25 protein-coding genes are annotated in these 26,232 nt (G+C 35.7%); 10 read left to right on the forward strand and 15 right to left on the reverse strand.

All coding sequences use genetic code 11. From position 1 onward, the window contains the following. Positions 1-32: 32 nt before the first annotated feature. Positions 33-317, reverse strand: a complete 285-nt coding sequence (groES, locus tag AB3I34_RS08075) for a co-chaperone GroES (RefSeq protein ID WP_002356531.1) — start codon at positions 315-317, stop codon at positions 33-35. Positions 318-550: 233 nt separating this feature from the next. On the opposite strand from groES, the gene AB3I34_RS08080 reads away from it, so the two are divergent. Both AB3I34_RS08080 and AB3I34_RS08085 read left to right on the forward strand, forming a co-directional pair. Then, positions 551-727 carry a hypothetical protein gene (locus AB3I34_RS08080; RefSeq protein WP_002356530.1) on the forward strand — a complete coding sequence of 59 codons (177 nt, stop codon included), beginning with the start codon at positions 551-553 and terminating at the stop codon, positions 725-727. An 18-nt stretch (positions 728-745) separates the two neighbouring features. Further along, entirely contained in the window at positions 746-1,399 is a 654-nt protein-coding gene (locus tag AB3I34_RS08085; protein WP_002356529.1) for a CPBP family intramembrane glutamic endopeptidase, read from the forward strand. Between the two features lie 42 nt (positions 1,400-1,441). On the opposite strand, the gene AB3I34_RS08090 is transcribed toward AB3I34_RS08085, so the two are convergent. Next, complete coding sequence (locus tag AB3I34_RS08090) at positions 1,442-2,092, reverse strand: redox-sensing transcriptional repressor Rex (protein ID WP_002356528.1); 651 nt, start codon at positions 2,090-2,092, stop codon at positions 1,442-1,444. 213 nt (positions 2,093-2,305) lie between these two features. Between AB3I34_RS08090 and AB3I34_RS08095 the strand changes: the two genes are divergently transcribed. The 4 genes from AB3I34_RS08095 to AB3I34_RS08110 all read left to right on the forward strand — a co-directional run bounded on the left by AB3I34_RS08095 (position 2,306) and on the right by AB3I34_RS08110 (position 7,992). Then, positions 2,306-4,252 carry an ABC-F family ATP-binding cassette domain-containing protein gene (locus AB3I34_RS08095; protein ID WP_085444095.1) on the forward strand — a complete coding sequence of 649 codons (1,947 nt, stop codon included), beginning with the start codon at positions 2,306-2,308 and terminating at the stop codon, positions 4,250-4,252. Between the two features lie 14 nt (positions 4,253-4,266). Then, the gene (locus tag AB3I34_RS08100; RefSeq protein WP_085444096.1) at positions 4,267-4,899 is read left to right on the forward strand and encodes a GntR family transcriptional regulator; all 633 of its coding nucleotides are present in this window, start codon (positions 4,267-4,269) and stop codon (positions 4,897-4,899) included. 200 nt (positions 4,900-5,099) lie between these two features. Continuing rightward, on the forward strand, positions 5,100-6,290 hold the full coding sequence (locus tag AB3I34_RS08105; protein ID WP_002388977.1) for a glycine betaine/L-proline ABC transporter ATP-binding protein: 1,191 nt from the start codon (positions 5,100-5,102) through the stop codon (positions 6,288-6,290). Then, a complete protein-coding gene (locus tag AB3I34_RS08110; RefSeq protein ID WP_002356521.1) occupies positions 6,283-7,992 on the forward strand; it encodes an ABC transporter permease/substrate binding protein in 1,710 nt (569 codons plus the stop codon). The genes AB3I34_RS08105 and AB3I34_RS08110 overlap by 8 nt, the downstream gene beginning before the upstream one ends. Positions 7,993-8,276: 284 nt before the next feature. Here AB3I34_RS08110 and AB3I34_RS08115 read toward each other — a convergent pair whose 3' ends face one another. From AB3I34_RS08115 to AB3I34_RS08175, 13 genes are all read right to left on the reverse strand, one after another. Then, positions 8,277-9,011 (reverse strand): YcjF family protein, encoded by a 735-nt coding sequence (locus AB3I34_RS08115; RefSeq protein ID WP_002384134.1) that lies wholly within the window; start codon positions 9,009-9,011, stop codon positions 8,277-8,279. A 119-nt stretch (positions 9,012-9,130) separates the two neighbouring features. Beyond that, complete coding sequence (locus AB3I34_RS08120) at positions 9,131-10,033, reverse strand: diacylglycerol kinase family protein (RefSeq protein ID WP_010712731.1); 903 nt, start codon at positions 10,031-10,033, stop codon at positions 9,131-9,133. A gap of 122 nt (positions 10,034-10,155) precedes the next feature. Continuing rightward, entirely contained in the window at positions 10,156-11,169 is a 1,014-nt protein-coding gene (locus AB3I34_RS08125) for a sugar diacid recognition domain-containing protein (RefSeq protein ID WP_010712732.1), read from the reverse strand. A 141-nt stretch (positions 11,170-11,310) separates the two neighbouring features. Further along, entirely contained in the window at positions 11,311-12,459 is a 1,149-nt protein-coding gene (locus tag AB3I34_RS08130; RefSeq protein WP_010712733.1) for a glycerate kinase, read from the reverse strand. Positions 12,460-12,480: 21 nt separating this feature from the next. Then, positions 12,481-13,773, reverse strand: coding sequence for a GntP family permease (locus AB3I34_RS08135; protein ID WP_002359581.1), 1,293 nt, complete (start codon positions 13,771-13,773; stop codon positions 12,481-12,483). A gap of 109 nt (positions 13,774-13,882) precedes the next feature. Then, entirely contained in the window at positions 13,883-14,566 is a 684-nt protein-coding gene (locus AB3I34_RS08140; protein ID WP_002362276.1) for a TVP38/TMEM64 family protein, read from the reverse strand. Between the two features lie 307 nt (positions 14,567-14,873). Beyond that, the gene (locus AB3I34_RS08145; RefSeq protein ID WP_010712734.1) at positions 14,874-17,162 is read right to left on the reverse strand and encodes a hypothetical protein; all 2,289 of its coding nucleotides are present in this window, start codon (positions 17,160-17,162) and stop codon (positions 14,874-14,876) included. After that, complete coding sequence (locus AB3I34_RS08150; protein WP_033593958.1) at positions 17,152-18,213, reverse strand: SIR2 family protein; 1,062 nt, start codon at positions 18,211-18,213, stop codon at positions 17,152-17,154. The genes AB3I34_RS08145 and AB3I34_RS08150 overlap by 11 nt, the downstream gene beginning before the upstream one ends. Positions 18,214-18,584: 371 nt before the next feature. Further along, positions 18,585-19,658 carry a PotD/PotF family extracellular solute-binding protein gene (locus AB3I34_RS08155; protein ID WP_002359578.1) on the reverse strand — a complete coding sequence of 358 codons (1,074 nt, stop codon included), beginning with the start codon at positions 19,656-19,658 and terminating at the stop codon, positions 18,585-18,587. After that, positions 19,655-20,491, reverse strand: a complete 837-nt coding sequence (locus AB3I34_RS08160) for an ABC transporter permease (RefSeq protein WP_002356512.1) — start codon at positions 20,489-20,491, stop codon at positions 19,655-19,657. Before AB3I34_RS08160 ends, AB3I34_RS08155 begins: the two co-directional genes overlap by 4 nt. Beyond that, positions 20,491-21,297: an ABC transporter permease gene (locus tag AB3I34_RS08165; RefSeq protein WP_002356510.1), complete on the reverse strand. Its 807-nt coding sequence runs from the start codon at positions 21,295-21,297 to the stop codon at positions 20,491-20,493. The genes AB3I34_RS08160 and AB3I34_RS08165 overlap by 1 nt, the downstream gene beginning before the upstream one ends. Before the next feature lie 18 nt (positions 21,298-21,315). After that, the gene (locus AB3I34_RS08170; protein WP_002356508.1) at positions 21,316-22,401 is read right to left on the reverse strand and encodes an ABC transporter ATP-binding protein; all 1,086 of its coding nucleotides are present in this window, start codon (positions 22,399-22,401) and stop codon (positions 21,316-21,318) included. A 25-nt stretch (positions 22,402-22,426) separates the two neighbouring features. Then, complete coding sequence (locus AB3I34_RS08175) at positions 22,427-22,969, reverse strand: helix-turn-helix domain-containing protein (RefSeq protein WP_002356507.1); 543 nt, start codon at positions 22,967-22,969, stop codon at positions 22,427-22,429. Between the two features lie 263 nt (positions 22,970-23,232). Between AB3I34_RS08175 and AB3I34_RS08180 the strand changes: the two genes are divergently transcribed. From AB3I34_RS08180 to AB3I34_RS08195, 4 genes are read left to right on the forward strand one after another with little or no spacing between them, the layout of a single operon-like run. Next, the gene (locus AB3I34_RS08180) at positions 23,233-24,225 is read left to right on the forward strand and encodes a YhdH/YhfP family quinone oxidoreductase (RefSeq protein WP_010712736.1); all 993 of its coding nucleotides are present in this window, start codon (positions 23,233-23,235) and stop codon (positions 24,223-24,225) included. Positions 24,226-24,240: 15 nt separating this feature from the next. Next, entirely contained in the window at positions 24,241-25,014 is a 774-nt protein-coding gene (gene coaB / locus AB3I34_RS08185; protein WP_010712737.1) for a phosphopantothenate--cysteine ligase, read from the forward strand. Beyond that, positions 25,011-25,565: a phosphopantothenoylcysteine decarboxylase gene (gene coaC / locus AB3I34_RS08190; protein ID WP_002384108.1), complete on the forward strand. Its 555-nt coding sequence runs from the start codon at positions 25,011-25,013 to the stop codon at positions 25,563-25,565. Before coaB ends, coaC begins: the two co-directional genes overlap by 4 nt. 3 nt (positions 25,566-25,568) lie before the next feature. Continuing rightward, on the forward strand, positions 25,569-26,204 hold the full coding sequence (locus tag AB3I34_RS08195; protein ID WP_002356501.1) for an ECF transporter S component: 636 nt from the start codon (positions 25,569-25,571) through the stop codon (positions 26,202-26,204). Positions 26,205-26,232: the final 28 nt, after the last annotated feature.

Raw genomic sequence — 26,232 nt, forward strand, 5'->3', positions numbered from 1 at the left:
CTTCTATTATATTATTCTGTAAAAGTTGTTTATTATTCAACAGTGGCAATAATGTCTTTGGCTGATACAATTAAGTATTCTACGCCTTCGTATTTCACTTCTGTTCCTGAATATTTTTCAAACATTACTGTGTCACCAATTTTTACTTCCATCGGAACTTTTGTGCCATTTTCAAGCACACGACCTTCACCTACTGCGATAACTTCACCTGTTTGTGGTTTTTCTTTTGCAACGGATGCAAGAACAATTCCTCCAACAGTTTTTTCTTCTTCTTTCGCGACTCTAATTACGACGCGATCGCCTAATGGTTTTAACACAATAAATCCCTCCAAATAAAAAGTTTTCGCTTATTTTAGCACTCGGTACACAAGAGTGCTAACTCACACTATTTATAATACTCATTTCACTCTAAAAATGCAAGTCTTTTCTCTCTTTTTCTTGTCAATTATAAGATACGCATTTTTTATTGCGTATTCTTTTTTTCATGGAATGTTTTTCCAATCCTTTAATTCATGGTAAAATAAATTGACTACGATTGGAGGCGAATAAAATGAAACAACGTTTACTTACAGCACTAATAGCAACATTCGTTTATTTTGTGATAGCGAATTTAGGAAATCTTGTTTTCAGTGTCACAGAAGGAATTGTTTCGACACTTTGGGAATCTCTTTTCTTTTTCTTATTCGTTTTTCTTTTATTAGGATATCGCAATAATCGTAAAAAATAATTATAGAAAGGATTAACCATGACCTTAAGAAAATCAAGTTTATTTATTTTAGTCACATACATTATCGCTTTTTTCGGGCCGTTACTTTTTTCGGGTATTTCCCCCAATGCAGCGATTAATGTGACAACTGCTCTCTACATTATTGGCGCCCTTGTAATGATTGGCATCTTTTTAAAAACCACAGAACCTTCTCCTTTAGAGGAAACCGCAACCTTGAAATCACCTATTTTTATTTTTTTACTAGGTGTTAGTGGGATTTTCATTGCCATGCTGATTCAAGGGGTTACTTTTGCCATTGAAGTAGCCATCACAGGAGAACAAGCTACTTCTCAAAATACGCAAGCTATTGTAGCGGTAATTTTGGCAAATCCTTTATTTATTTTGGCAACTACTATCGGTGGTCCGATTATGGAAGAATTCGTCTTTCGTTATGCATTTATCCATTTAATCCAGCCTTTTACAAATTTCTGGATTGCGGCTACTGTTAGTTCGGCGATTTTTTCACTCGCACATGCCGATGGTCACTTTTTTGTTTATTTCTTTATGGGATTTTTCTTTGCTCTTTTGTACAAGCAAACTGGAAAAATTTGGACCTCAATTATTGCCCATTGTGGCATGAATACGATTGTGATTATTGTTCAACTACTTTTGCATAATGGTGCAATTCAATAAGAAAAGGGCCTTCGTCTAAACGACTAGGCCCTTTTCTTTTGCTTATTCTTCTTCGTCAATCAATTCGTTGTCATGATGTAAGAAATAAATTAATGTTTGTAATTCGTTGGTTAAGTCAACATTTTGAATTAATACTTCAGGTGGCGCTACTAAACGCGCAGCTGTAAAGTTTAGAATTCCTTTAACCCCTGCTTCGGCAAGTTTGTTTACAACTTCTTGCGCTTTGCGAGCTGGAATAGTTAAAATAGCTACTTCGATTTGTTGAACACGAATTTGTTCCATCATATCTTCCATTGGATAAACCGGAATACCGTCAACAATGCGTCCCACAATATCTTCATTCACATCAAATGCGCAACTTACACGAATACTGTTGCTTTGATGGAATTTGTACTTTAATAAAGCACTTCCTAAATTACCAACCCCGATTAATGCGACATTGGTTAACTCATCTTCATTCAATGTTTTTGCAAAAAAGTTCATTAAGTTTTCAACATCATAGCCGTACCCACGTTTACCTAATTCACCAAAATATGAAAAGTCACGACGAATAGTCGCACTGTCTACTTGTACCGCTTCACTTAATTCAGTTGATGAGACTTTATTTTTTCCTGTATCATGTAACATTCTTAAGTAGCGATAATATAAAGGAAGGCGTCGCGCCGTTGCTTTTGGAATAACTTGATCTTTCACAATTGGACCTCCAATACTTTCACTTAAATCTTATCCATTAACATAATAGCAGTTTTTCACAATAAAAAGCAATTCTATGGCTCAAAAATAGCATTTTTCTTCAAAAGTTTGTGATAAAAGGTATAAACCTTCACAAAGCATTTTTTGATACGTGCTATTTTAGCAGATTTTATGCTACACTAAGGGCAATGAATTTAGAAATGAGGACTACTGATGATTTTATTACAAGCAAATCAAGTTGCCCGGCATTTTGGCTCGGAAACATTGTTTGAAAACATACATTTAGAAATTGCAACAAAAAGTCGGATTGCCTTAGTTGGTCGTAATGGTGCTGGAAAATCGACTTTTTTAAAAATCATTGCAGGCATTGATGCTCCCGATAGCGGAACCATTGCCAAAAATAAAACTGCTACGTTAGGTTATTTAGCTCAAAATACCGGCTTAGAATCAGATAAAACCGTTTGGGAAGAAATGACAAAAGCCTTTGCTGACATCCTAGAAATGGAACGGCGTATGCGAGAATTAGAAACCAAAATTAGTGAAATGGAGCCAACCACTTCCGTTTATGAAGGAATTTTAAAAGAGTACGATCAATTGCAACATACGTTTTCTGAAAAAAATGGCTACGGCTATGAAAATGAAATTCGCTCAGTCCTTCACGGCTTTGGCTTTGATGAATCCTTTTACACGAAAGATATTCAAACCTTATCTGGTGGTCAAAAAACCCGGCTTGCATTAGCGAGAATGCTTTTACAAAAACCAGATATTTTAATTCTGGACGAGCCTACAAACCACTTAGATATCGAGACGCTTTCTTGGCTGGAATCTTATTTGCCAAGCTATGCCGGCGCCCTATTGATTGTTTCCCACGATCGTTATTTTTTAGATAAGGTAGTTAATGAAGTTTATGAACTGAGTCGCAAAAAAATGACTCACTACAAAGGAAACTATTCCAAATACTTAGAGTTAAAAGCAGAACAATTAGCCAGTGAATGGAAAGCGTATGAAAAGCAACAAGAAGAAATCAATAAGTTAGAAGATTTCGTTGCCAAAAATCTGGTTCGTGCATCTACAACAAAACGTGCACAAAGTCGCCGAAAAGTATTAGAAAAAATGGACCGTTTAGACCGACCTCAAGGAGATGAAAAATCGGCGCATTTTCTTTTCGATAGTGAAAAAGTCTCGGGAAATGTTGTTTTACAAGTCGAAGATGCCGCCATTGGTTACGACCCAGAACATATTTTATCCGAACCTATTCACTTGGATATTCGTCGCAAAGAAGCCATTGCCTTAGTCGGACCGAACGGAATTGGTAAATCCACTCTCTTGAAATCAATTATTGACCGCATTCCTTTCATTAAAGGAAGTAAAACTTTTGGCACCAATGTTTCTGTAGGTTACTATGACCAAGAGCAAGCCAATTTACATGGCAATAAAACGGTCTTAGCGGAATTATGGGATGAACACCCAACCACACCTGAAAAAGAGATTCGAAGTATTTTAGGCGGCTTTCTCTTCAGTGGAGATGATGTTGAAAAAACGATTCCTTTATTAAGCGGTGGCGAAAAAGCCCGTGTGGCATTAGCAAAATTAGCGATGGATCGTGACAATTTCTTGATTCTCGATGAGCCAACCAACCACTTGGATATCGATAATAAAGAAGTTTTAGAAAATGCGCTGATTGATTATGAAGGAACCATCCTCTTCGTTTCCCATGACCGTTACTTTATCAATCGAATTGCAACAAAAGTTGTTGAGCTTTCTGAAAAAGGCAGCAAACTTTATTTAGGCGACTATGATTATTATTTGGAAAAGAAACAAGAGGAAGAAGAAATCGCTGCCCTCTTAGCTAATGAAGAAGCGGCGAAAAAAACCGAACCAGTTACAGCCAAAAATACCTTTTATCAAAACAAGGAGCAACAAAAATTACTTCGTACTTTGCAGAGAAAAATAACACAAGTCGAAGAAAATCTTGCTCAGTTAGATACGACAATTGCACAATTAGAAGCACAAATGAGTCAACCAGACATTCTAGAAAATCATGTTGAATTGCTGGCTTTAAACCAACAATTAGATGACGCTCGTCAGCAACAAGATGAACTACTTGAGCAATGGGAAAATTTCAGTTTAGAATTAGAAGAAATGGAAAATAACAATTAACGGAGGGATTCACTATGGCTTCCAAAAAAATCAGTTTAACGAAGCCCAAATATCAACAAATCGCCGTTGATGTTGCGGAAAAAATTGCAGAAGGCAAATTACATGTCGGAGATAAAATCCATGCCCGTTCCACCCTAGCTAACCAATACCAAGTGTCGCCAGAAACAGCCCGCAAAGCCATTATCGTTTTAGTTGATTTAGAAATCGTTAAAGCCAAACACGGTAGCGGCTTCTATGTGGCATCAAAAGAAAAAGCGCAGGACTTTGTGACACAATATCAAGACGTTCAAACGATTGCTGAAATTAAAGAAGAATTGCTAGATAGCGTAGCGAAACAAAAAGAAGAACTTACTCATTTTTCTAGCATTCTAGATACTCTTGTTGAACAAACAAAGCGTTTTGATTCTTTCAATCCAATGAATCCTTATTCATTAGTTTTAACAGAAGACGCTGCTTATCTTGAGGCGACGATTAGCGAAATGAATTTCTGGCAAAACACTTCGGCAACGATTATCGCCATCAAACACAAAGAAGAGCTTCTGGTCTCACCTGGTCCATATGCAAAGATTTCTTTGAACGACACACTTTATTTTGTTGGACATGACGAATCAACCTTACAACGTGTCCAAAATTTCTTTTATCCTTAAACAAAAAAGTGACTACTTATCTTGCGGTAAATAGTCACTTTTTTTATTTATTATTTCTATTTTTCATAAAAAACCACTATAAAACCTAGTTAAAATACTGTTTTTCTTCATTTTTAGAAAGATTTTCATCTAATTTGACAAAGTGACAACTTTATAGTAATCTGATGTAGTCACTTTTTTTAATGAGGAGGAACAATGATTTGCCAAAAGTAAAAGTAAATCACCTTACCAAGATCTTTGGTAAGAAAACCAAACCGGCACTTGAAATGATTCGTGCCAACAAAAGCAAAACAGAAATTTTAGAAAAAACGGGTGCCACAGTCGGTGTTTATGATGTAAATTTCGAAGTTGAAGAAGGCGAAATTTTCGTTATTATGGGGTTATCAGGAAGTGGGAAATCAACATTAATTCGTTTATTAAATCGTTTGATTGAACCAACTTCAGGAAATATTTATATTGATGGACAAGATATTTCTTCTTTAGATAAAGAAGGATTACGTGAAGTACGTCGAAATAAAATGAGCATGGTTTTCCAAAACTTTGGTCTTTTCCCCCATCGAACTATCTTAGAAAATACGGAATATGGTTTAGAAATTCGTGGTGTTCCTAAAGAAGAACGCCAAGCAAAAGCTGAAAAAGCCTTAGAAAATTCTAGCTTAATTGCTTTTAAAGACCAATTACCAAGTCAATTATCTGGTGGGATGCAACAACGTGTCGGCCTTGCTCGTGCCTTGGCTAACGATCCGGAAATTTTATTAATGGACGAAGCATTCTCTGCTCTTGATCCGTTAATTCGTCGTGAAATGCAAGACGAACTATTAGATTTACAAGAAAATGTCAAAAAAACCATTATCTTTATCACACATGATTTGAATGAAGCTTTACGAATCGGCGACCGGATTGCCTTGATGAAAGATGGTCAAATTATGCAAATTGGGACTGGAGAAGAAATTTTAACCAACCCAGCCAACGAATATGTGCGAACCTTCGTGGAAGATGTGGATCGTTCAAAAGTCTTAACTGCCCAAAATATTATGGTACCTGCTTTAACTACTAACATTGAAATTGATGGCCCAACTGTTGCTTTAAAACGGATGCGTCAAGAAGAAGTGAGTATGTTACTTGCCGTGGATAAAAAACGCCAACTAAAAGGCGTTGTACGCGCAGAAAAAGCTTTAGAAGCGCGTAAAAACGGGACTTCTCTTGTAGAATGTGTGGATCCAGAAATTCAAACAATCGACAAAGATATGTTAGTGAATGATATTTTCCCACTGATTTATGATGCACAAACACCTCTTGCCGTGACTGATAACGGCAAACTATTAGGCGTGGTCATCCGTGGTAGCGTACTTGAAGCACTTGCAGAAACAGAGGTGAACGAACATGAATAAGTATCAATTACCTGTCGCATCTTGGGTTGAAAGTTTTACTGATTGGTTAACTTCAACATTTGCTGGATTATTCAGCTTTTTACAAACAATTGGTCAAAGTGTAATGGACAACATTACTGCATTACTAACAGCCGTACCACCACTTGTGCTGATTGTGCTATTAACGATTGCTGCTTTCTTTATTTCTAATAAAAAAATCGGCTTAAGTTTATTCACGTTTATCGGCTTAATGTTTATCTATAATCAAAACTTATGGAACGATTTAATGAGTACCGTTACGTTAGTTTTACTTTCTAGTGTTATTTCCATTATCATTGGTGTGCCACTAGGGATTTTAATGGCGAAAAGCGAAAAAGCCAAAAGTATCATTACACCGATTTTGGACTTCATGCAAACAATGCCTGGTTTCGTTTACTTGATTCCAGCCGTTGCATTCTTTGGAATTGGTATGGTTCCTGGGGTCTTCGCCTCTGTTATCTTCGCTTTACCACCAACCGTGCGCTTTACGAACTTAGGAATTCGACAAGTGCCAAATGAACTTGTTGAAGCAGCTGATTCTTACGGTAGTACTGGCTGGCAAAAATTATTCAAATTAGAATTACCTTTAGCCAAAAACACGATTATGGCTGGTGTTAACCAAACAACCATGCTAGCTCTATCAATGGTAGTTATTGCTTCAATGATTGGTGCGCCTGGATTAGGACGTGGCGTCCTTTCTGCTTTACAACGTGCGCAAGTCGGGAACGGTTTCGTAAATGGTGTGGCTTTAGTTATTTTAGCGATTATCATTGACCGTTTTACTCAACATTTAAATAATAAAAAAGCAGCCCCTAAAGCAGCTGGTGCCACCTCTAAAAAGAAAAAATACGGGATTATTGCAGCGGTTGTTGTAATTGTCGCTGGCTTAGTTGGTGCTTCAATTTTTACAACAACAAATGATAAGCAAATTTCCCTTTCTTATGTGGAATGGGATACCGAAGTAGCCTCCACACATGTGGTTGCCGAAGTCTTAAAAGATATGGGGTATGATGTTAAAACGACTCCTTTAGATAACGCAATTATGTGGGAATCTGTAGCTAAAGGTGAAACAGATGCCATGGTTGGTGCGTGGCTGCCAGGAACACACGCAGAGCAATATAAACAATATAAAGATAAATTAGACGACCTTGGTGAAAACCTTAAAGGTGCGAAGCTAGGAATTGTCGTCCCTTCTTATATGGATGTTGATTCTATCGAAGATTTATCTGATCAAGCTGGGAAAAAGATTACTGGAATTGAACCTGGGGCTGGTGTTGTTGCAGCAGCAGAGAAAACTAAAGAAGCTTATCCTAATTTGAAAGATTGGTCTGTTGAAACTTCTTCATCAGGTGCCATGACTGTCGCCTTAGGACAAGCAATTAAAAACAACGAAGACATCGTTATTACTGGCTGGTCTCCTCACTGGATGTTTGCAAAATATGATTTAAAATATTTAGCTGATCCAAAAGGCACTATGGGCGGCGAAGAAGCGATTCACACAATGGCTCGCCAAGGCCTAAAAGAAGATCAACCAGAAGCTTACAAAGTGTTAGATAATTTCCATTGGACCACTAAGGATATGGAATCTGTCATGTTAGAAATTAACGAAGGCAAAGACCCACAAGAAGCTGCACGTGATTGGGTTGATTCACATAAAGACCAAGTAGCAGAATGGAAAAAATAATTCTTAACAAATGACTTCCCCGTCTATTAAAAGAGGGCGTTGAACAAATTGTTCAACGCCCTCTTTTTTCGCAAAAAAAAACCACTCAGTTGGGTAGACTGAGTGGAAAGGAGTTATTTTTACTTGAGGAGTAAAAATGAAAAGTGTTTATGTTGGGTGTTTTGTTGGTATGCTTATATATTAACGAGAACCTGTGAATAATTTGTGACGAAAACCTTGGAAATTTGCTACGAATTACTTAAAAAAGTTTAAATGTGTCTCACCCTAGTTAATCAATACAGCGATTATTTCTTTTTAGCATTTTGGATGGCTTTAAATAATGTTGAAAATTGTCCTTTGAAAGACATCACATCATCAAAGATATCAACACCATCGTTTAACATTTTGACGGTAACCCAGCCAAGCGCTTCCGTAATTGCTACCGCAACTGAAGCATTGACCATGCCACCAGTCACAGTTCCGACAACAGGAATCACTTTTAGAATATTTCCGACTGCGCTCTTACCTAAACTAACCACTACTAATTCTTTGGTTAAACTTTTCCCTAAGCTTTCAGACCAAGACTGACCAAAAATTTTATGCAGCCGTGACATCATAGTTAATTGAACAGGTACCAGTAAAAAAGCATCCGAAAATGGAATTGGTGAAAACCCAATAATTGCTGCTGACAATGCAGCAAAATGAATCGTTTGATGACTTTTCTTTTTCACGTCAGGTGAAACACCAGCCAAAAATTCATCAAATACTTTGTCGAGTTGTGTTTGACTGTTCGTCACTAATTGTTCTGCTTTACCTTTAGAAGTTGCGAAAGCATTCATTATAGCCGTAGACGTTTTTTGTGGAAATTTTTTCAAGACATCTTGAAAAAAAGAACGAAATTCTGGGTCTTCGATTTCTTCATTCAATTGCTTAGTTTCTTGTTCTGCTAATTCTTGTTTTTCAATCTCTTCAAAAAGTTCTTGTTTCTTTTTGTTTTTATGTTTTTTTCTTCTCATCTCATTAACTCCCTTATCTATCAATATGTAGAAACAAAGTATAGCATAGCCCCTGATTGATTCTCTTTTAGATGATTTGAAAAGCCAGAACTTATCTGTTTTTTAAACAAATAGAAATGTTCCAGCTTTTCTCAAAAAATCAGCTATTTTGTTTGTTCTTCACCGCAATAGACCGTCAAGTGTTTAGGCAAAATTTCCAGCGTAATTGGCAAAGCAGCTCCTTCATCACCATCCACATTAGTGGTTAATTCTTCTTGGTTTTCTAAGGAGATTGTTCCTTCTTTAAAGGTTAGGTAAACTAAATTATCAGTGGACTGGTCGACGCCTTTTAACAAATCTGGGACTGCTTTTACTGCATCCCACAATGATTGATCTTTTAAATAAACTAAATGAAGTTTGCCATCATCCACTTGGGCCTCTGGTAATAATGTTTCAAACCCACCGATTGAATTCGTTAAGCCAACTAAAACGGTACTACTTTCAATGGTTTGTTCTTTTTGATCCAAGCTTAAATGAAAAGGATACGTTTGAGCATTCGCTAAATGTTTGGCACCTGAAATAAAATAAGCGAGTTTTCCTAACTTCGTTTTTTGTTCAACGTCCACGTCGTTAATTGACTCTGGAATCGTCCCAATCGCAACGACATTCATAAAGTAGTCGTCATTGATTTTCCCCACATCTAAAGCACTGGTTTTTTCTAAATTTAATTGTTGAATCGCTTCTTCAGGGTCCATCGGTAAATTCAAGGCTCGCGCTAAATCGTTCACCGTTCCTAAAGGAAAAAAGCCAAATTTTGGGCGGTAAGCTTGTTCTGCCAACCCGCTAATTCCTTCATTAACGGTTCCATCTCCCCCCATTACGAAAACACTGTCGAAGTGACTTTCCGCAGCTTCACGGGCAAATTGTTCTGCATCGCCGCCTTTTTCTGTTTGTTTCACTACAACTTCATCAAATAACTGCTTTAATTTTTCTTCTGCTAACGTTTCAAATTCTTTGGCTTTTTCACCACCAGAACTGGGGTTAACAATTAAAACTGCTTTTTTCACTGGCACCACTCCTCATTGATAACTAAATCGTTTGATTCCTTACAATTATTATAAAAGATATTTTTGATTCTGGCGAAAAATATGCTGACACTTGCTTAACAAACAAGCATTCCTGCTCCTCACTACTTTTCAAAACGTTCTTTAAAGCAATAGGCAAAATAATAGAACAATTTCCAAAAGTCTTGCCAAACTTTTGGATCCATCCCCGTCAATTCATGAATTCGTTTCAAACGGTAATTCAATGTATTTCGATGGATATGTAATACTTGTGATGTTTCATTGATGTTTAAGTTATGATTGGCGAAAAAAATAACGGTTTCATAGTATTCATCATAAATCGTCTGGATGGTTTCAAAAAAATCCAATTCAATATGAAAAGGAAAATTAAAAATTCCTTGAATGAAAAAATCTTCTGCTTGGTAAAACTTAGCCTTTTCTAATTGGAGAAACGATAGAAGTAAATACGTGTTTTGTGCCTCTTGGACCATTTGTTGAATCGTGGCTTTTTCCGAACTTATCACAAGGTATTCTGTTACTGGCTTTGTTATCTGAGGTTGTTCAGAAGTAATCACCAGATAACAATTTTCCCATTCAAATATTTCATGGCCAGGATAATAACTGGATAATAAGCGCTTGTCCTTGGTCAGTACACAATGATTCTGGTCATCTAATTGAAGGTTATATAGTTCCAACGCTTCAAATTTTAAGGCTTCTGAGTAAGCAGAATCAACATGCATTAAGTGCTGGATAAACTGATTTTTTTGTTTCTTCTTTTTTTCGCGTTCTTGTTGTGTATTTAATTCTTCTGTCAGTAAAAGAACAATCGAGCGCACAAGCTTGGTAAATTTGCGCACCTCGTCTGGTTCTCCTGAAATGCCTACGACACCTAAAATGTGATCATTCAAAATAATCGGTTCATTGGTGCCTTTTTTCTCTAAAGAAGTATCTTTATAAATTTCAATATTTTTTCGTTCATTGATGGCTCTTTCTGCACCACGATGGCGCTCCCCAATTCGAGCAGAATCTCCACTCGCAATAATTTTTCCTCGTTCATCCATAATATTGATGTTATAAGGAATATCTGCCATCAACTTTTCAACAATTTTATTTGCTTGGATTTTGTCTAATTTTAACATTGCTATCGCCAACTTTCTAAAAAGCGAGTAGCGTTTGGGACATAAGCCGCAATGACTTATGTCCCAAACGCTTAATTCTTCAGATCAACGACTGAACATTTTTATTTCAGCTTTCATTACTGATGATACCATGGTTAGTTCTTAGTCACAAGGCACCAGCTGTAATGTACGAGCAATATTTTCAACGGTTCTTTCTAAGTTAACTGGTCCATTTTTCAATGCTGCTTCCAATGGTTCGGCTTTGGCCAAAATTCCAAAAATAGCCGTCATCCCTTCTTCATAGAGGACATCCACATCTTTGCCGATATAGCCAGCACAAGCGAAAACCGGTTTTTGATACTTCTTGGCCAAACGTGAGACGCCATAAGGGGCTTTGCCGAATTTTGTTTGAAAATCCATCCCACCTTCACCAGTAAAGACATAATCAGCGGCTTTTATTTTTTCTTCTAATTGATTCACTTCTACGACAATATCAATCCCTGGGCGTAACTGAGCTTTTGTGAATGCTAGTAACCCTGCACCCAAACCACCAGCAGCTCCTGCGCCTGGCATCATCTCAATATCAATGCCGATTTCTTTTTTGATGATCGCTGCATAATGGGATAAGTTTTTATCTAATTGAGCCACCATTTCTTCTGTCGCACCTTTTTGCGGGCCAAAGACATGAGACGCCCCTGTTGGCCCTGTTAGTGGGTTATTCACATCACTTGCTACTAGAACTTCGGTAGCAAAAATACGTTGATCAAACTGTGTTAAATCGATCTGCGCCAGTTTATCTAATGCACCACCGCCACGTGTCAATTCTTGCCCTTCCTTGTCTAACAAACGCGCACCAAGTGCCTGAATCATACCTGCACCCCCATCATTTGTCACGCTACCGCCAATGCCGATAATGATTTTTTTTGCCCCATGATTGAGCGCATGTTGAATCATCTCTCCTGTACCATAAGTAGAAGTGATCAAGGGATTACGTTCTGCTGCTTTGACCAATTCAATTCCGTTGGCTTTCGCCATTTCAATGACCACCGTTTCTTGGTCACCTAATAAGCCGTAATAGGTTTCAACGATTTGATCAGGAAGCGGTCCTGCCACACGCACTGGTACTCTTGTGCCTCCTGTTGCATCCACTAAGGAATCCACCGTTCCTTCCCCGCCATCTGCCATCGGGACATGTTGAATGTCTGCATCTTTAAATACAGCTAAAATCCCTTTTTCCATTGCCAGACAGGCTTCTTTTGCACTCATACTTTCTTTAAATGAGTCTGGAGCCAAAACAAATTTTTTCGTCATCTTTTCGCGCCTACTTTCCAACTAGTTTAAAATAAAGCCATATAAAATGGTTGCAACAATCGTCATTACCCCACCGACACACATTTCATAAGGAATCACTCGAATTCTTTCTTTAATCGTCATATTCATACTTTGTGCCGTAATATGGAAATAATTGCCTTGAGGAACACTATCAATCACAGTTGCCCCAGTATGCACCATGACTGCTGCTGAAAGTGAAGATGTGCCCATATCTAAAATCGCTGGTCCAAAAGAACCTGTCGCTAAGATAACCGCTGTGGATGTTGAACCAACTGCTAAGCCCATTAAAATACCAGAAATCGGTGCCAAGAAGGTTCCAGAAATTCCCATAACAGAAATTAAGTGGACAATTTGTGTTGATAAATCAGAAACAGAAATTAATCCAGCAATTGCACCTGCACCAATTAAAATTAAAACGGTATCGGTTACTCTCTTCAAGCCAGAAGATGCATAAAAGGCCAGTTGTTTTGTTTGCCCAATCGCAATTGTCCCAACAACTGAAGCGAACGGCAAAATATACAGAGCATCAATATTCAAACTTTTGATGAAAGAAATATTTAAAACGGCGCCAATCGGATTAAGTAATAATAAGACAATCGCTAACACTGGCGCGATTAACGCCTTTTTCAAAGGTAATAATTCTTTTGTTTGTTCCTCTACAAGATCCGTTTCTTTGACCATTGATCCTTTGCTTCTCATGATATTTGCAAGAACAACAGCTGTAATTAAACCAAATACGGCTGGAATAAAGCCAGCAATCATAACGTCACTTAAAGGTAAATCAAAGCCGTTCGCCGCTGCAATAGTATTTGGATTAGGCGAAATAATATTGCCCGCTTTGCCACCACCAGATAAAGCAATCAATAATGATAACTTACTGATACCCGTACTTTTCCCAACGGATAGAGCAATCGGGGCAACAATCAACACTGCAACAGGAATGAATACGCCCACTGCTGTAATTACCATTGTGGATAATGCCAAAGATAAAATAGCTTTTTTCTCGCCAAGCTTTTGTACAATGGCGTTGGCAATTGATTCTGCCGCACCGGATTCCATCATCACACCCGCCAACATGCCGGCTGCTAAAACACGGATTGCGGTTCCCATAATACTTTGTGTTCCGTTTAATAGAACAGCGACTGTATCTGACAGGGAAGCGCCTCCAATAAGACAACCAACAATTGCACCAAAAAACAAGGAATACACAGGATTAAATTTTTTCAAAATTAATACTATCGCTACAACTAATCCTAAAATTGCAGCAACCCAAGATATTGTAATATCTGGCATTCAAAATCAGCTCCTTAAATTGTTTACGCTTTCATTCTATCAAAGTCCTTTCTTTTTAAAATTGTAAATTTAACAGGATTTATTGTTCAAATGCACAAAAAAACCGTTCTTAAAGAACAGTTTTTTGAAATCTTTTTCTATCTTTCTCAATAATGACCACCAATCCAACGAACAAAAGAACACTCACAATTAACAATACTGCCGTTTTATTATATCCATGAAATAGCGCTTCGCCTCCACATGCGTAAAGTATTGAGGAAGGAATTACACCAATGAATATAGCGGCTATTAAATTTTTTAATGGCAACTGCATAGTATCCGCAGCAAAATTAATCACAGAAGAAGGAATAATTGGAATCATGTAGCCCACCATAATCCCAATTTTTGGATGCTTCATCCGTCGAATGGACTGGACCCAATGATTGGTCTCCGTTTTTTTATCTAAAAATTTTATATGATGCATCAAAAAGATTGCAACTAAATTTCCCATACTATTCCCTAAAACGTTAATGAGTGTGCCGCTGAAGGGACCAAAACTCAATCCTGCAATCACACCAATTACTGAGGTTGGAATCCCTGGTACTGCACACATGATTGCGGTCAAAAAAACTAACAACAGCGCTGCTGAAAAACCATGTGAACGAATTCGCTCTAATAATTGTGTCTTACTGGCTTTAGGATTCAAAAATAATTGAATATCTGTTTGATATTCTAGATACAAACGGTAGCCAACCAGCAGGATTAAAATAAGCCCGCTACTGATTAGTAGTATTCGGATTGTTTTCCTCTTCATTTTCTTTGCTCCTTTTATGCTTTATACAAAGTGTAGCACAGGTTTCTTTGTGCCTCAATTAGAAGCTTGTATGAATAAAAGCCGCCCCTAAAAGTTAGACTAAAAATCTAACTTTTAGGGGCGATTCGAAAGTTACGAAGGTACTTTTTTATTTCCGATACATCTTGTTTAACAAACAATCTACAATTGATCTTAATTTAATAAGAGTTTCAATAACTATGGTCGAAATTTGGAAAATTAGTGTATTTAATTATTATTAACTTATTTTTATATATTGATAGTCAAAAAATTTTAGTCGATGTCAATATTATATAGGAAATTGTGTTTGCAAATAAATAAAATCTTTTTCTAACAAATAATTTTCAAGTATATTTAACAACCTTTTTATTCCATTAATCATATTTTTTTGACTTAGTCGGGTGAGAACATTAAACATACTCTCTATAAAAGCTTGACTAATAACAATATAATTTTTTCGTAATAAAATTTGAATCAAGTTAATAAGTATATCGAATTGCCATTCACAATATTCATCCATATGATGAATATAAGAGAACTCATATTCTCCTAATCTTATTCCATCGCTAGTTACTGCGCCTTCAAGGAAACCTAGATGTCTTGAAGCAATTTCCTTTCCACTACTCCCTAAGTTAAGTAATAAAAATGAAGTCGCTGTTTTTACAAATACATCTTTTTTAAGAAAATATTTAATCCAATTTTCTATTTCGCTCTTTTTCTCAAAATCTTCATTTTCAATTAAAATATTTAAAAATCTATAGAGAATTTTTTCTTTATACTCTATATTTTTATCTAGTGTAATTTTTGTGTCCTGTGGGTTTATCTTGTATATTAACATGATCAAAATATTATTTTGGCAAAATTCATCTGAAAATGCGTTGTCTTCAAGTAGTGAAATAGCTATTTCTTCAAAAAAATCCATTTTTTCATCTTGTTTCAAATTATATCTATGGCAGAATCCTATAAACATATTACTTGTCGGTTTTTCTATATTAAACTCAATTTGATTAATATTTCGTCCTATTAAATATTCTTTATATGGATTTTCCAAAGAATTTATTCCCTCTTCAATTGAGCTTGAATAAAATCTAAATACATACTCATCAATTTCCTCAACAATATTATAATACCTTCCTAATTCTGTATTAATAAAATCATTTAATTCTACAAAATCTGTTTTTTCTTTATTTAAGAAAATACTTTCCGTACTTAATAAATTAGGTTTAATGTCTTCAAACAATACACGGAAGACTGTATCATTAGTACTCTTATTATTTTTAGTCAAAACTTTTATAATTTTTTCCTGTTCGTAAGAAATATTAGTTATATCTTTAAAATTCATTTTTTCTAAAAAGGAGTCCGCTGTTTTTGTACTAATGTAATTGTTTTCTATTCCGGTCTCCAGCATTTTTGCTATAGAAGGAGTTAAATTAGTATACAATATCGGTTGGTTTATGACTTTTTCTAGAAAAATTTCATTAAATTGTTTATTTTCTTCCCAATTTGTTATTGGATTTAAAACTCTAATTATTTCTTCATTCTGTCCTTGTTTGCTTCGCTCGTTTAAAAAATTATCGTTAGATACCTGTGTTTCCCAATCAGGACAGTTATTCAATAAATCTACTAACACATCTACTTGAGATAAATTGGTTAATGGAGAAACTGGAATAAATGGATGAGTTTTTACCCATCCTCCTGTAACTGGTCCGATACCATCTATAAATTTTTGTTCTATATCTATGTTATGTTTCTTTACATAATCATTCATTTCTTTTCCATAAAGGTTATAATCCCAATCTATTAATTCATTTGTTTTTTTTATTAAACATTCAGGTATATCTTTTTCATCTAAATCAATATTTATAATTATTCTTTGAATAATCGTGATTTTCAAAAAATCATCAGGGTATCGGATCTCTCCATTAATCTTCAAAGATTGATCCTCAATAATTTTTGTTAGTAGCCCTACCGAAGTATGCTCTAACAAAAATGAAAAGTTATAAAATTTCCATGTTTCGCTTTGCTCTTTAATTATATTAATAAGTATCTTAAAAGTTTCTTGTGTATAATCAAAAGTTAAAGTCTGTCTTTTGTCAAAAAATGGTGACTTTTCTTTTGAGATTATCTCAAGTAAAAACGCACAATTAAAGAATCTATCTTTAATTCTATGATTAATATGTTGTGTATTCATAAATTTTTTCAAATAAGCACGATATTTTTGTATTTTTTCAACATCATCCATATTTTCAGTCATTTTGTTAATAATTGAAATAATCTCAATTTCTGTGCTAGAATTCCAAAAACTAATTTCTTTTATTTTTTCAAAAATTTTATTTCTTATCCTAATTTCTATGTCTTTAAATCTAAAGTTCAATATATGCCATAAATTACAGAATTTAATTGTGTTGCAAATATAATTATCTATAAATAATTGTGATTTGGTCAAATAGTCAAGTACAGTATTTAAATTTTTAACATTATATGTCCCATATTCTGAAAAAAATGAATCCAAAATATAAAAATCTCCGCGCTTTAAAGCTCTATTTACTTCGGTAATAAAAGTATCTTCATTGATCATTTATGGTTAACACCCTTCTTAATCTTTCTGGATCGCTTATAGAATTTTTTCTCTTATCTTTAAATTTTATTACGAATTTTTTTGTAAATTTTGCTAATCCTTCAAACTCTTTTCCAAACCATAGAATATCAACATTATGTTCATCCAAGTAGTAACTTTCTATAATCTTTTTCTTTCTATCATTTGCAACAGGAATAGAATGAATATCCTCTAACCTCATAAGAGCATAGGCTTTTAAACCTCCAACTCTAGATTCTTTTATTTTTTTCAACAACGCCAGTATTTCATCTTCCTCCATACTACAACCTACAAAAAGAAACACTGGAGATTCTTTTCCATCAAGTATTTCTAAAATTTTTTCTTGCTTATCACCTAGAAAATATATACCAGCGTATGATCGAGCAGAACTAACAAAATAATCTGGATTACATCCGGCATCAGGTACTCCATGAATATGTATTACAGTATTAGATTCAACAGCACCCTCAATTTCCTCGATACTATTTATTTTTTTTGGTTTTTTTGAAGTAGAACGTTCATAACTTTTTTCTATTTGATTATCATAATTAGTAGTAATAAAAATTGGTTCCAACTTAACTAATTCATCTAAAATGTCATTTTTAATTAATATAGGTTGGGTTTCAGTAAATATTTTTCTTTCAAAATCAAGAACATGTTCTTGGTATAATTCTAATGTTTTTTCACTTTCGCCAGTTTCACAATATTCTTTTAATAAAAAATTTACTAAATCAACTTTTCGTTTATTAGAGACGGGCATGCTGTGTAAAGACTCTAAAAATAAAGTGTCACTCATATCAACTTTATCTTTAACTGTTTCTTTTTTACTTGTTAATACATCTAAATGACCTTTCCAATAATCTATAAGTTGCTCTACATACTGATTCCAGTTCGGATATCCTTGTGATATTGAGACCCCCGCTCCAATAAAACAAATAAGCGAATTTTCATTTTTGGCCTCAACTAATTTTTCTATGAAAAATTGTTCTTTTTGAGCAGTGTTATATTTTGATATAATTATATTTTCTTCCATTTACTTCTCCATTTTTTATTTACATGTTATTCAACAATTTAATAATACTCTACAAACTAGAAAAAGTGAACTGTTTATCTATTTAAATTAGTTACAATAAAATAATTCTCCAATCACTTAAATTTGTTACCAATTTTATGATATTTTACTCAACTCTCCATATCAACTACAATTTTCGCTTGTTCATAAAATTTATATTTTTCCCAACATAAGAATATTTATTTCATTTTTTCTCTAATAGAGCAGGTCAAATAACAAAAAAAAGCGTCTTTTTAGACGCTTTTGGTAGAAAATTAGAAAACTGAACTTTCAAAAATACATAACAAAAGTTCTTTATCCATGAATTTTTCCCATTTTTGTGAGTTTTACCATTATTTCCGATACATCTTAAACTCCAAGAACAGATCGTTATAAATTCCTAAGTATTCTTGACCTAAATCTTGGTAAACTTCTAAATGTTTGATGGTTTCATCATCTGGATAAAATTGTTTATCTTCGGCAACTTCTTTTGGTAATAGTTTTTTAGCTTCTTTATTTGGTGTGGAATAACCAATATATTCTGCATTTTGTGCCGCATTTTCTGGTCGTAACATAAAATTCATAAATGCATAGGCGCCGTCTTTATTTTTGGCCGTCTTAGGCATCACAATGTTATCAAACCAGAGATTAGAGCCTTCACTGGGAATCACATAATGTAGATGTTCATTGTTTTCTAGCATTTCAGCAGCTTCACCAGAGAAAGTTACAGCAACTGCACTTTCTTCATTAGCCATGTACATTTTGATTTCATCGGCAACAATTGCTTTGACATTGTTCGTTAATCGGTTTAACTTATCGGTAGCCTGACGTAATTGTTGGTCGTTTTTACTGTTTAACGAATAGCCTAAACTGTTCAAAGATAATCCTAACACTTCGCGAGCGCCATCAATCAGCATGACATTATTTTTTAATTCCGGGCGCCATAAATCATCCCAATGTTGGATCTGACGGCCGTCAATAAATTTATCATTATAAATAATCCCCAACGTGCCCCAGAAGTATGGAACGGAAAACTTATTTTTGGGATCAAAGGATTGATCTAAAAAGCGTGCATCAATGTTTTCTAAGCCTTTTAATTTGCTGTGATCAAGTGGTAAAAGCATCTTCGCTTTCATCATTTTTTGAATCATATATTCAGAAGGAATGGCAATATCATAGGCTGTACCACCTTGCTGAATTTTTGTATACATAGCTTCATTAGAATCAAAGGTTTCGTAATTGACTTTATAGCCTGTTTCTTTTTCAAATTTCTTAATCAAGGCCGGATCTATATAGTCTCCCCAATTGTAAATGGTTAAGGTATCTGCTCCTGCCATGCCACTTGCTTTCTCCAATTGGCGCACGCCAAAAAACAAGATGACAATAATAGCGATAATTCCAATAAAAAGTGACTGTAATTTTTTCATTTTAACTTGGCCACCTCACTTTGTTCCCGACGCATTTTCTTTAAACGTTTTGGCGTATTGTCTTTACTGATAAAGTAATAACCGACAACTAGAATCATTGAGAATAGGAATACTAACGCACTTAAGGCATTGATTTCTAAACTAATTCCCTGACGTGCTCGTGAATAAATTTCAACAGATAATGTTGAAAAACCATTGCCTGTCACAAAGAATGTTACGGCAAAATCGTCCAACGAATAAGTAAAGGCCATAAAGTAGCCAGCAATAATTCCTGGCGCTAAAAAAGGCAATATAATATTTTTAATCACTTGAACATTATTGGCCCCTAAATCCCGTGCCGCATCTACCATAGAATCGTTCATCTCTTGTAGTTTTGGTAAAACCATTAAAACAACAATCGGAATACTAAAGGCAATATGCGACAATAATACACTTGTAAAACCTAAACTGATAAACCCTACTGCCGTGAAGAAAATTAAGAAACTGGCTCCAATAATAACATCTGGTGAAACGAGTAAAATGTTATTAAAGCTAAGCAACGTGTTCCGGTTTTTACGACGTTTTGTATAATAAATCCCCATCGCGCCAAATGTTCCAATGATGGTTGCTATTAAAGCCGATAAGAAAGCTAGCAAAAACGTATTTAGAACAATGGTTAACAAGCGTGTGTCTTCGAAAACGTTCCGATAATTATCTAACGTAAAACCAGTAAACTGATTCATCGTTTGCGTGTCGTTAAACGAATAAAAAATCAAATAAAAGATTGGTGCGTACAGTAGCGCAAAGACAACGAATAAATACACATAAGACCATTTAAACTTTTTCTTTTGCATTATTTGCCACGCCCTTTCTTCTTCTCACCCGTCAGCAACATCACAATAAACATGGCAACAATTAAAATCACACCAATTGTTGAACCCATGCCCCAGTTTTGCGTTACTAAGAAGTGCTCCTCAATCGCCGTCCCCAACGTAATCACCCGATTGCCGCCAATTAAACGTGTTAACATAAAGAGCGAGAGCGAAGGAATAAAGACAGCTTGAACACCACTTTTCACACCGTTCAGGGAGAGAGGAAAAATGACACGGCGGAACGTTTCCGCACTGCTAGCTCCTAAGTCCCGACTAGCACTAATCAATGAAGGATTCATCTCTTCTAAGGCATTAAAAATCGGCATAATCATAAATGGAATTTCAATATACGTTGCGACAAATAAAAAACTGAAATCTGTAAACAGAATTTGGTGCGTGCCCAAACCCATAAAACTCATAAACTGATTGATACTCCCATGAATACTGAAAATCCCAATAAAGGCATAAGCTTTTAATAATAAATTCACCCACGTTGGTAAAATAACAAGCATTAACCACAACTGTTTATGCTTGAGCTTTGTCAAAAAATAAGCCGTAGGATAACTTACCAATAACGTAAAAATGGTAATCAGAAAAGCATACCAAACCGAATTAATGGTCATACTTAAATACGTTCCTGATGTAAAATACGTTTGGTAATTCGCCAAGGTAAACTGGCCATTCATATCGAAAAATGATTGATAAATAATCATTAGCACTGGCGCAATGACGAATAAAAGTAACCACATTACATAGGGAATCGAATAAATTCGACGCATTGTTTTCATTTTATTTTCCCCTTTCGTTTACTCGTCGTAACTTTCTAAACGGGCATCAAAGTCTTCTTCTGATTCATTGAAGCGCATCACGTGAATATCTTCTGGCTCAAAAGAGAGCCCTACTTGAGCACCTTCTTTGGCTTTTCGAGTGGAATGGACCATCCATTCGTTTCCTTGTTCATCAAAACAAATAATTTCATAATGAACGCCGCGGAATAACTGCGTGTCCACCGTTACAGTTAGCTTGCCTTTTTCAAGCGTGGTAATCGTTAGGTCTTCTGGACGTAAAACGACTTCTACAGGTTCATTTTTCCGCATGCCGCCATCGACACATTCAAATTTTTTGCCCACAAATGAAACTAAATTATCTTCCAGCATCACGCCGTCCACAATATTACTTTCCCCCACAAAGTCAGCAACAAAGTGATTAATCGGTTCATCATAAATATCGACTGGTGTGCCACTTTGCACGATATGACCTTTATTCATGACAAAAATTTCATCACTCATCGCTAATGCTTCTTCTTGATCATGGGTCACAAAAATAAAAGTAATTCCTAAACGTTGTTGTAAATCACGTAGTTCATATTGCATCGCTGTGCGTAATTTCAAATCTAAAGCGGATAACGGCTCATCTAAAAGCAATACTTTTGGCTCATTGACAATCGCTCGTGCAATTGCGACCCGCTGACGTTGGCCCCCAGACATTTCACTAATTTCACGTGTTTCGTAGCCCGGTAATTGAACCAAACGTAATGCCTCTTTCACTTTTTTTTCAATTTCTGCTTTGGATAGTTTTTTGATTTTTAAACCAAATGCAACATTATCAAAAACATTCATGTGAGGAAACAAAGCATAATCCTGAAACACGGTATTGACTTGGCGTTTATTGGCAGGTACATCATTTATTCTTTTACCATCAAAATAAACATCGCCAGAAGTCACGTCATTGAATCCCGCAATAATACGCAAAATCGTTGTTTTACCACATCCTGAAGGTCCTAATAAGGTATAAAATTTTCCTTCTTCAATTTCAAAGCTGACATTTTTTAATACTGGTTCATCGTCAAATTGTTTGACAACATTTTCAAATGAAATCACATGGTTTCTCACTGGATAAACTCCTCCATTTCGTCCTTTATAAATACGATTCTGTCGCCACAATTAACGCACGACTTTTTCCTCGACCATTGTTGCTAATTTGGTGAGGTTCTGTTGCTTGGTAATACATGGTTTGACCTTTTTTAGCAATATACGTGGCTTCCCCTAATGTCAAACGAATGGAGCCATCAATCACATAAATAAATGTTTCTGATAGAGAAGGTTCAAACGTTTTGTATTCGCCATTTTTATCAAAAGTAATAATGACAGGTTCCATTTCTTTTTCATTTGAGGCTGGAATTAACCATTTTAGTTCATAGCCATGTTCTTCATCATAATAGAGGGTACTTTCTTCTTCATTGTAGACAATTTTCTGTTCAAGCGGTTGCTGACTAAAAAACTGCTCTGGCGTCACGCCTAGTACTTCTAAAATTGAGAAGAATGTTTCCATTGATGGTGAGCTTAAATCCCGTTCCAATTGGGAAATATAGCCTTTGGATAAATCCGTTCTTTCACCTAATTCTTCTTGTGTTAAATTTTTCTGAATGCGTAAATTTCTCAACTTCTCACCAATTTCCATGGCACACCTCGTTTCTATTTTCAGCTAATCTTTTCAACAAAAGTTTTGTAATACTAAACTTACAGTTTAGTTTTACCTTTTTTAGTATACGAACTTTTTGAAAAATTTCAACCATTTTTCTTTATTTTTCTAGTCTAATTGTCACACAATCTTTCTTTTCTGTATAACTTACTGTTTATAAGAAGAAAAATGATACGAAAAAATCAGAATATGATAAAATAAGACGAGTTGCTTTTTTACATAATTGGAAGGAGCGTTTTTATATGAATTCATTTCAAGCATTTACGTTAAGAGAACAAGATACATCTGTTATTGGTCAACTAGAAACCATTACTTTAGACGATTTATCAGAAGGCACTGTAGTAATCAAAGCAGCCTACTCCTCAGTTAACTTTAAAGACTCTTTAGCTTCAAAAAAAGACGGCGGTGTGATTCGCAATTATCCAATGATTCCAGGAATTGATGTCAGTGGCACTGTTGTCACATCGGAAGATCCTCGTTACAAAGAAGGCGATAAAGTGATCGTAACAGGCTATCAATTAGGGGTTAGTCATACTGGTGGTTATTCTGAATATGTGCGTGTTCCTGGCGATTGGGTAGTTCCACTTCCTGAAAAAATGAGTCTCAAAGAAGCAATGATTTTCGGAACTGCTGGCTTTACGGCCGGATTATCTGTCACAGCTTTAGAAGACGATGGCTTACGAGACGACAAAGAAGCCCCCATTATTGTAACTGGTGCGACAGGCGGTGTTGCGACATTGTCTATTGCGATGTTGCATCAATTAGGCTACACTTCAATCACTGCATTAACTAGAAAGCCAGATTCTTTTGAGCTTTTAAAAGAGTTAGGTGTTAGTGAATGCTTATTAGTAGAAGATTTCTTAGCAACTCCTGTTAAAGCATTGATGAAACAGCGTTTTGCTTTTGCAATTGATACCACTGGTGGGGAAATTACTTCTGCTGTTTTACCACAACTTCGTTATGATGGCCGTTCAGCCATTTGTGGCCGCGCTGCTGGAATTACATTAGAGACAACCGTTTTACCCTTTATTTTACGGGGCGTTCATTTATTGGGCATTGATTCGGTTAATGTTGGTATGGACAAACGAAAAATAGTCTGGCAACGTCTTGCCACTGATTTAGACATCACTGAAAAAGCTGTGTATCAAGAGATTACTTTAGAAGAACTTCCCCCTGTTTTTGAAGCATTACAAGCAGGCCAACATATTGGACGGACCATTGTCCGAATTTCTTAAGGAGGCGTTTTGATTATGGATGTTTTAGTTACTGCTGGCGGAACGTCAGAACCGATTGATAATGTTCGTTCGATTACCAATCATTCTTCTGGCGGACTAGGAAAAGCAATTGCTGAAAGTTTTTTAGCTGCTGGACACACCGTAACCTACGTAACAACCAAACATGCATTACGTCCAACCCAACAATTGGACTTATCAATTAAAGAAATAGAAACAACGGTTGAATTAGCCACTACGTTAGAACAACTCTTTGCTGAAAAGCAATTTGATGCGATTGTTCACGCAATGGCAGTCAGTGATTTTACGACGGAAACCGCGCAAACGGAAGAACAATTTATTGATTCTTTTGCTCAACAATTAAGCGAACAAACATTGCCAAAGACCAAAGAAGCCTTGGTAACTATCGTTCAAAACACATTGAATCAGATTGCTGATATTCCTCAAACAGCAACAAAAATTTCATCTGATACGGACCGATTATTAATTTTTCTAAAGAAAAATCCTAAAGTCATCCAAATGATTCGTGACAAGCAACCCCAAACTGTTTTAGTGGGCTTTAAATTACTTGTCAACGTTTCACAAGAAGAACTTGTCCAAGTTGCACAAGCCGCTTTGGTTAAAAATCGGTGTGACTTTGTCTTAGCCAATGACTTGATGAACGTTCATGAAACAGAACACGAAGGATTATTAATTAACGAAACGGGCATTGTCCAAGAAGCTTGTTCAAAACAAGGGATTGGTTCAATGATCGTTAAAAATGTTGAAAAGAAATGGAGAGAACAACAATGAAAACTATTTTATTAGGCGTCTCTGGCAGCATTTCTGCATATAAAGCAGCAGATATTACAAGTCAACTAGCTAAGCTTGGCTACAATGTGGAAATTTTAATGACTAAAAGTAGCACAGCGTTCATCACTCCGCTGACCTTACAATCACTTTCTAAGAATCCAGTGCATACGGATGTCATGATGGAAATTGATCCCAGTAAAATTAATCACATTGAGTTAGCTAAAAAAGCGGATTTATTTTTAGTAGCACCTGCTTCGGCCAATACAATTGGGAAATTAGCCCATGGGATTGCCGACGACTTATTATCAACAGTTGCTTTGGCGCTTTATCCTGAAACACCAAAAATTATTGCGCCCGCGATGAATACGTATATGTACCAAAACCCCATTGTCCAACGAAATATTGGCATTTTAAAAGAAGTCGGCTATCAAGAAATAATCCCACGTGAAGCTCTATTAGCTTGTGGCGATTATGGTCGTGGCGCACTTGCCACTGTTGAAGATATCATTCAAACAGTGATGAAAATTTTAGCATCTGATAACAAGGAGTAATTTATGAATAACACGAAAAAATTTACGTTAACAGCAATGTTCTTAGCTATCTTACTTTTACTGGCTTTAACCCCGCTAGGATTTATCACATTAGGTCCTTTAAATTCGACCACGATGCATATTCCTGTAATTATTGGTTCCATTGTTTTAGGGCCAAAAATCGGTAGTATGTTGGGCGGCACGTTTGGGATCATTAGCTTAATTAAAAATACGACAGCACCAACACCTTTGTCGTTTGTTTTTTCTCCATTTATTCCTGTGATCGGTACCGATCATGGTAGTTGGAAGGCACTTTTAATTGTGCTCATTCCGCGGATTTTAATTGGGGTCGTTCCTTATTTCGCTTACAAATGGCTAAATAAATTAACGAAGGAAAAAGCGCAACCTGTCTCCTTATTTGTGGCTGGTGTTTTAGGCTCAGCAACGAATACCATTTTAGTCATGAACATGATTTATTTTCTTTTTAATTCAGCTTATGCTGAAATTATTGGTAAAGCTGGAACTGCTGTTTACCTAGCTATTATTGCGACGATTTTCAGTTCTGGTGTGCCAGAAGCTCTTGTTGCTGGTGTAGCTGCTTCAGCAATTGCTAGCGTTTTGCTTCGCTTAATGAAACGGAATGCAACGCAAAAACTATAGAAAAAAACACAGGGACTAAAAATCAAGT

Origin of the sequence: Enterococcus sp. C102(2024) (assembly GCF_040888205.1) — a bacterium.
Taxonomy (GTDB): domain Bacteria; phylum Bacillota; class Bacilli; order Lactobacillales; family Enterococcaceae; genus Enterococcus; species Enterococcus faecalis.